The following is a 7,422-nucleotide window of genomic DNA, read 5'->3' as shown; positions in this document are numbered from 1 at the left end:
CTTCCAATCGTTATCGCAATATGAGTCGGCTCATCCGTGTTAATTGCATGTTTTATCGTATTCTCCGCAAAACTTTGAATAATTAACGGAGGAATATAACAATCCCTCAGCTCGCCATCAACAGCGATGTCGTACGTAAAGCTTCCGGGAAAGCGGAAGGTCTGGATTTTCAAATAGTTTTCACTATGATTAAGCTCATCCTGCAGAGGCACGTAATCCGTCTGGCTGCGGAACATAAACCGGAAGTAGCGGATCAAGGAGAGGGACAGCTCCTGTATTAATTCGTACTTTCTCTCTTGCGCCAAGTAATAGACGATGTTGAGGCTATTCAAAAAGAAGTGAGGGTTAATTTGCAGCTGCAGCTGTTTCAGCTCTGCTTTCTGATTAATCAATTGTTCCTCATAAACGTCAATTTTCAATTGTTGAATATCGCAGACCATGCTGTTGAACGTTTCATTCATCATCTCAAATTCATTGGAGGTCGGTTTATTCGGTATTCTTGCCTCCATATAGCCTTCTTTGATTTTGCGCATGGCGACAATAATTCGATTGATCGGCAGCAGGACCACTTTACGCAGAAAATACAAAGCAATCACTAGAATGAGAATCGAGCCTGTCGCAATCAGCACAATGATTCTTTGCAGATAAGGAAGCTTCTCCAAAATATTTTGCTCGGGTACGACAGCTACTAATCCAAATTCACCTTTGCCTGATTTTTCGCCCATGACGAGGTAATTGTTGTCTTCGCCGGAAAGCTGATACGTCTTAGAGATATAGGATAAATCGATTTTATTTTTTTCGAAAAAGTCCTCGTCCTGAAGCGGCCTATTGCTCTCATCAACAAGCAGCGACCTGCCTTCCGATCCGAGGTCTAGAAAGTCCAGCGGGTCCATAACTCCATCCACATTAACCCCTGCCCCAATGTACAGGTTGCCAGCCTTAATCATATGCAGCAAATAATTTTGTTCTTTCAAATTCAGCACAGACCATTTATCGTACTGATAGCTTTTCATCGCTTGTTCATCGTTCAGAAGCGCAACAATTCCATCCTTGATGAAATCATTGTTGGAATAAGCAGAGCCCGTCAGCTTAGGCGCGAACAACAAATCCTGATTCAAGGGTGAATAAATAAAAAAATAGTCCAATGCTTTATAATAAGTCGCATTGTCTCTTAACTCTGTAAATAGCCAAATTCGCTGCAAATTGTATAAATCTACATCTGCTTCTGGGAGACTATCGAGAATATTCAAACCGGATTCTTCCGCAGTAAATTTGAGCATGTAGCTATCTATATCCTCAAGCGTCGTATCAATTAAACCCATGTATAGATTAAGCATATTGCTGTTGGACTGCGCCACTTGATTACGAACGACATCAATGGAATACAAATTGTTATAAATAAGAAAGGAAACCATCGGAATCATAATAAGCATAAGCCCTGTTACCAGCTTAAATCGAAGCGAATTAAAGAGAGAACGATTAAGTAATTTCAAGTTCTGCTAAGCCCCCATTTGCCTCTTAAATAAAAAATAGAGCTATATACAACTATTAGCCGGGGATTAATCCCCGGCTGCGCTTTATCAAACTATTTTTTCTTGCCGTAGCGTTTCGTCCTATCATCGACGATAATCCCGCTCCAGTTTAAGCCATATGCAAAATCATAGGCGTTCCCCTCGGAATCAACATGTACTTCCATATCGTGCGCAACATCTTCCAGCTGCTCCTCAACGGTCTTCATATTAGCAGGCATCTGCATCGGCAACAGCCCTGAAGGCTCTGCTTCACCGGTAATAATATCTAGAATCGCTTGATCCTGTACCCCAAATGCAGCTATGATTGCATCGGCCTCTGCTTCAAATTCTGCAACGATAGAAGGCTTCGATAATTGCAGCGACACAATGACAGGTTTGCCTTTCATAACCTCTTTCGTTCTCAGTACAGCCTCCAAGTCCGAAGCATTTGTGGTCGTTACCGTTTTCCCTTTATAGGAGCGGTTTAACACATCTCTATCATCGCCGGCTATACTAATTTCCCTAGCATGCTCTGCGGTATAAGAGGCGTATTGCAAGCTTATCGGAACATAACCGTTTCCACCTGCTTCAGCATCTGCCTTGCTGTATCCGCTGCCGGAATCTGCCCCCGTAATGAACACCATTGCAAAATCAGCTGTCTCCGGGTCATCTGTTACGTTGAAATATTTCTGTATAACCTCCATATTGACGGGATATCCGTCAAATGCAGCAGTCGGGAATCCGATCCAATTGGTACCTGCTGGTCTGTAGCGTTTAGGAATATAGACCGTCTTCATTTTCTGTATCGGGAGAACGTTTCCTTTGTTTTTAAGCAAAACGAGTGATTTGAGCTGCGCTTCGTAGCCAGCTGTCATAAATTCAGCATTGCCGACAATGCGAGTGGTTTGTTCTGGATCGCAATACGGGTTCTCGAATAAGCCGACGCGGAACATGTTCTTCAAGAGCCTTACCGCTGACTGCTCAAACCTTGCTCGCATATAGGCTTCACCATGCTCTGCCACACCGATACGGTAAGCTTCAATGACAGGACCCGCATCATTATTTCCACCGAATTGATCTACTCCGGCCATAAGCGCTTTGTAATGACGCTCCGAAACGGTATAACCTTCCTCAACCCCCCATGCACGTCCTCCTGGAAACAATCGTGTAATATCAGCGCCTTCATCGTCCGTAATTCCCCAGTCCGTGCACACGACACCATCGTAGCCATATTTATCACGAAGCAGGTTGCCGATGATATGAGCGTTGTAGGCGTTGCCCACATTCTCGCCATTCACCTGATCTTGATTATAGGAAATCGTATAATAAGGCATAATTGCCGATGCTTTCTCCGTACCCCCCGAGAGCTTGAAAGCGCCGTCCAAGAACGGGATTAGATGCTCCTCGAAGTTGTTGCCTGGATATACAGCAAATTTGCCGTATCCAAAATGAGCATCTCTGCCGCCTTCGCCCGAACCGCCGCCCGGCCAATGCTTGACCATTGCATTTACGCTTCCTGATCCCCAGCCGTCTGATGGAGACTCTTCTTCAAACGAGGTCTGAAACCCGTCGACATAGGCTTTTGCCAAATCGGCTGAAAGTCTTGAATCCTCTCCGAACGTGCCGTCGAAGCGCGACCATCTTGGATCGGTCGCGATATCGATTTGGGGAGAAAGAGCGGTTGCAATGCCAAGCGCCCTGTATTCCTTAGCAGCGATCTTCCCAAACTGATGAACAAGCTCAGGATCAAAAGCTGCTGCAAGCCCCAGCGTTTCGGGCCACATGGAAATTGCGCCTCCCGCCCCTGCATTATATTCCTTGCTCGCATCGGACCCATGGCGCGGATCACTGCTGTTATTCGCCGGGATGCCCAAACCTGTACTTTCGGCCAAGGCTTGTACTTTATTGTTCCAATGAGCAGCAATCTCCGGGCTTTCTACAAAAGTAAGGAGCACATGCCGCAGATGGTCTTGGGTTAAAAACTTTATTTGTTCATCTGATAAATCATGCGGCTTCGCACCGCTCTCCGAATACGGCTTGCCATTATAAGAGGCGGTGAAAAAGCCATGCGAAGCTGGAACAGCCTGATGCGCGCTGTACAACATCAAACCGGCAATTTGCTCGATGGACATTTTTGAGGCTAAATCCTTTGCTCGCTCTTCTGCCGGCAAGCGCCAGTCCTCGTATTTATCCAGCTTCCCATCCTTATTGAGGTCTTTAAATGCAAAACCATCTTCCACTATAATATTTACGCCTGAATTAGCTGAATATCCGAGTGTTGGGCCACCTTCATTTTTTACATATGTAATCGTTTCCAATTTTGTTTCAGTCCAATGATCACTCATGTCATTACTGCCTCCTAGGACGATTATCATATTCAGACATTAACGTATTCCCTCTCACTAGCGGAAAAACCTTCCCACTGATGGAAAGGCTCCCTTTTATATTGTTACTCCGTTAAATGAATTGAAACTTTATTCAAATTCTACAACTTTGCCCGTTTCAGCCGACTTATAGATCGCCTCTAAAATTTGCGTGACAACATAAGCTTGCTCTGGTTTTACGAGAGGTTCGGTATCATTAATAATACTATCCAGCCATTGTCTTGCTTCTTTCACCCCATCATCCTCAGCCCCTGGACCGAAGTAAGCAATGCCTCCGCTAAAGGAAGGTTTCGTCTCTACAAGCTGTCCGTGTTTGGCGCTATTAAAGATGACATCGCTTTTCCCAAACGTTGAGCTAGCTTTCATCTCTGCTCCGCCTTCTGTCCCGCAAAGCGTAGTCATCGCCTCTTTAGCATCGGTTGTATTTAATATCCATGACGCCTCCAAGAAAATCGTAGCGCCGTTTTCCATTTTAATAAATCCAAAAGCCGAGTCTTCTACATCATATCTTTCCGGGTCCCATGCCCCCATCATATTGCCTTCGATCTTATCCGCCATTTTATGATAGACAGAACCACTCACCGATTTCGGCTTATAGTTATCCATGAACCATAATGCCAAGTCCAGCGCATGCGTGCCTAAATCGATTAACGGTCCGCCGCCCTGCTGCTCTTTATCCAGAAAGACCCCCCATGTCGGCACTCCGCGTCTGCGCACGGCATGAGCTTTAGTCATATAAATGTCTCCTAAATCACCTTCGCGGCATGCCTTATGCAAAATTTGAGAGTCATTTCTAAATCTATTCTGATAGCCAATCGTCAGTTTCTTGCCTGTCCGCTTAGCCGCATCTACCATTTTTTTGGCTTCAATTGAGTTGATCGCCATTGGCTTCTCACACATGACATGTTTGCCTGCTTCTAGTGCATCAACTGTTATATAAGAATGCTGCAGGTTCGGTGTTAATACATGAACAACATCAATTGATTCGTCTTCGAGCAGCTTTTTGTAATCGACATAAACTTTAGCGCCCTCGCTTCCAAAATCCTGAGCTGCCTTTTGCGCTTTCTCTTCAATAACATCACAGAAGGCAACCATATCACCCATATGTGAAAGCTTGGCTAACGATGGCATATGCTTCTGGTTCGCGATACCGCCGCAGCCGATGATACCGATTTTAAGTTTTCCTTTGTTCATTGAACATTCTCCTCCTTATGGGCTATACATATTGTTGAAGCACGGTTAGATCCTTGCGAATGCTGCCAAACTTGTCTTCCGACTCGCCCTCGTTCTCCACAAGCGCATAACGGACATGCCCCATTGCGCGGATTTGCTCGTACACAGCTGCAAAATCAAACCTGCCTGTGCCAAGATCAACGAAGTCTCCAGGGCCGATATGCTTCTGATAGATTTGAAATGGTTCAAGCCCCTCTTCGCTGCCTTGCTGCATAGCTTCCATAATATTGAGCTGGCCGGATAAATTATTGCTTATATCCTTCTGGTGGACAATATCACAACGATCGCCAAGCTTCTCTAACACATGAATCGGATCTATGCCTGCACGTACGACCCATGCCATATCGATTTCAAATTTCACATAGGATGGATCTGTATTTTCCAAAATCAAGTCGAACAGCGTTTGATCACCGACCGCTTTAAACTCATGCGCGTGATTATGCAGATAGAACTGGAACCCGCCATCCTTCATTTTTTTGCCGACACTGTTCATTTGCTCCGCAGCTTTCAGCGTATCCTCACGATCTTTGATCCACACGGATGGGAGCACGATTCGTTGGCAACCGATACCCGCGTAATACTTCATAAGCGAATCCCAGTCATGCGAAATCAATTCTTGCCCAGGCATCGTGCCTTCATGAACCGCTACTGCATTTAGACCAAGCTCACGAAACTTATCTCGAACCGCTTCCATAGGAATTTCATCGATATATCGTGTAAAGGACTTCATATTGAATCCAATAAGCTCAATATTTACATACCCTGCGGCAGCAACCTTCTCCAGCGTTCCAAAGTAATCCTCACCAAGCTCCCTGTATACGGAAAAAATATTAATGCCTGCTTCAATAGTCATTCGGCGAAATACCCCCATCTCGATTGGTTGATTGTGTTCTTATTTATTATGATAGAATACCGGAGACTTTCTTTCTTTCACGTATCCGTCATTCTATTATTGAATTTCCGCACTGTGGTTGTCGGAATGAAAGATTTGCCGCCAACTTTTTGGATAAAAAAAGGGACTGTCTCAAAAGTAGAATGACCTCCACTTGAAACAGACCCTACTTTTTTTGGATAGAGCTTAGGCCAAACGATATCCTTCTCTCATCCTACTTATAGCTAGCGAACCTAATAGCCCTTATTTAAAAGATTCATCATGGCTTATAATTGTAACGAACTCTAGAATCGTTATTTCGAGAAACGTTGCTCATAACCCCCTTATAAAGCATGCAATAACGTTAATAAGGTTCGTTAAAATTAAAGAAAGGAAGCCCGTTCATAGCCAACCGCATGTCATTCTTTAGTAATAAAAAAAGAAAGCCTCAATGATACAGGCTTTCTCCACTCGCTGATCTATGCTGTTTACTGAACTTCCTCTACAAACCGATTCGTCAGCGAACCCAGCTTCTCGATTTCGATCGTAACCGTATCGCCAGCCTTCAGCCATACCCGCTTCTCTTCCGGGTAGCCGAGTACAACACCCTCAGGCGTTCCAGTAAGAATAATATCGCCTGGCGACAATGTCATATGCTGTGAGACATAGCTTACGATTTCATCACAGCTAAAAACCATATCCGAAGTATTGGACTGCTGACGCACTTCACCGTTAACAGTGCAGCCAATGGACAGATTGTTAGGGTCTGCAATTTCATCTGCAGTGACCAAATAAGGACCGAGCGGGCTGAACTTGTCCAGTGATTTGCCAAGCAGCCACTGCTGCGTGCGCATTTGCAGATCCCTTGCGGACAAGTCGTTGACGCAGCAATAACCGAATACATGCTCCAGCGCCTGCTCCTTCTCAACATACTTTGTTTTCTTGCCGATGACGATAACCAGTTCAGCTTCGTAATCAACCTGACTTGTCACCTTTGTTGGAAGCGGAATATCTTCTCCATGAGCAGCTACGGTGTTATCGAATTTGTTGAACAAAATCGGATACGCAGGAATTGGAGCGTTGGTCTCATGCGCGTGTTTGCGGTAGTTCAGTCCGATGCAAATAATTTTGCCCGGCTCGGTTACACATGGGCCGAATGTAATATCCTCTTCGCGGTATAGGGCAGCAGAATATTGTTCTGAAGCTGCGGAGACTTCCTCCACAAACTGGCTTAACGCACCAAGCACATCCGAACCACCTTCAATCACTTCCATAACTGCTGTCGGTACATTCGGCTTATTGTTGATTTTCAGCGCCTCAACGATATCCAAGACGCCACTCGCTAATTTAACTCCTAAATGAGAGCCATTTTCTTTTTGAATGACAAGCAATTTCATAGTTATCTTCCTCTCTTTTGTGGATG

Annotated in this window: 5 protein-coding genes; all 5 read right to left on the bottom strand. The window is 44.9% G+C overall.

Annotated features, from left to right (window positions below; all coding sequences use genetic code 11):
• Positions 1–1,493: sensor histidine kinase (locus AB4Z17_RS17340; protein WP_441961066.1), on the bottom strand; the 1,493-nt coding region annotated here is incomplete at its 3' end.
• A gap of 92 nt (positions 1,494–1,585) precedes the next feature.
• Positions 1,586–3,856, bottom strand: coding sequence for a glycoside hydrolase family 3 N-terminal domain-containing protein (locus AB4Z17_RS17335; protein WP_441961064.1), 2,271 nt, complete (start codon positions 3,854–3,856; stop codon positions 1,586–1,588).
• Between the two features lie 129 nt (positions 3,857–3,985).
• The gene (locus tag AB4Z17_RS17330) at positions 3,986–5,089 is read right to left on the bottom strand and encodes a Gfo/Idh/MocA family protein (protein ID WP_441961062.1); all 1,104 of its coding nucleotides are present in this window, start codon (positions 5,087–5,089) and stop codon (positions 3,986–3,988) included.
• 22 nt (positions 5,090–5,111) lie between these two features.
• Positions 5,112–5,981 carry a sugar phosphate isomerase/epimerase family protein gene (locus AB4Z17_RS17325; RefSeq protein WP_441961060.1) on the bottom strand — a complete coding sequence of 290 codons (870 nt, stop codon included), beginning with the start codon at positions 5,979–5,981 and terminating at the stop codon, positions 5,112–5,114.
• Between the two features lie 506 nt (positions 5,982–6,487).
• Positions 6,488–7,396: a fumarylacetoacetate hydrolase family protein gene (locus AB4Z17_RS17320; RefSeq protein ID WP_441961059.1), complete on the bottom strand. Its 909-nt coding sequence runs from the start codon at positions 7,394–7,396 to the stop codon at positions 6,488–6,490.
• Positions 7,397–7,422: the final 26 nt, after the last annotated feature.

This window comes from Paenibacillus sp. TAF43_2 (assembly GCF_052113545.1).
GTDB lineage: Bacteria > Bacillota > Bacilli > Paenibacillales > Paenibacillaceae > Pristimantibacillus.
The sequence above is the reverse complement of the archived record's forward strand: the minus strand, read 5'-3'. Positions and strand labels throughout refer to the sequence as shown.

Excerpts from the sequence above, each read along its gene's own strand:
- AB4Z17_RS17335 (WP_441961064.1), bottom strand. The coding sequence starts at position 3,856 with ATGAGTGATCATTGGACTGAAACAAAATTGGAAACGATTACATATGTA.
- AB4Z17_RS17325 (WP_441961060.1), bottom strand. The coding sequence starts at position 5,981 with ATGACTATTGAAGCAGGCATTAATATTTTTTCCGTATACAGGGAGCTT.
- AB4Z17_RS17320 (WP_441961059.1), bottom strand. The coding sequence starts at position 7,396 with ATGAAATTGCTTGTCATTCAAAAAGAAAATGGCTCTCATTTAGGAGTT.
- AB4Z17_RS17330 (WP_441961062.1), bottom strand. The coding sequence starts at position 5,089 with ATGAACAAAGGAAAACTTAAAATCGGTATCATCGGCTGCGGCGGTATC.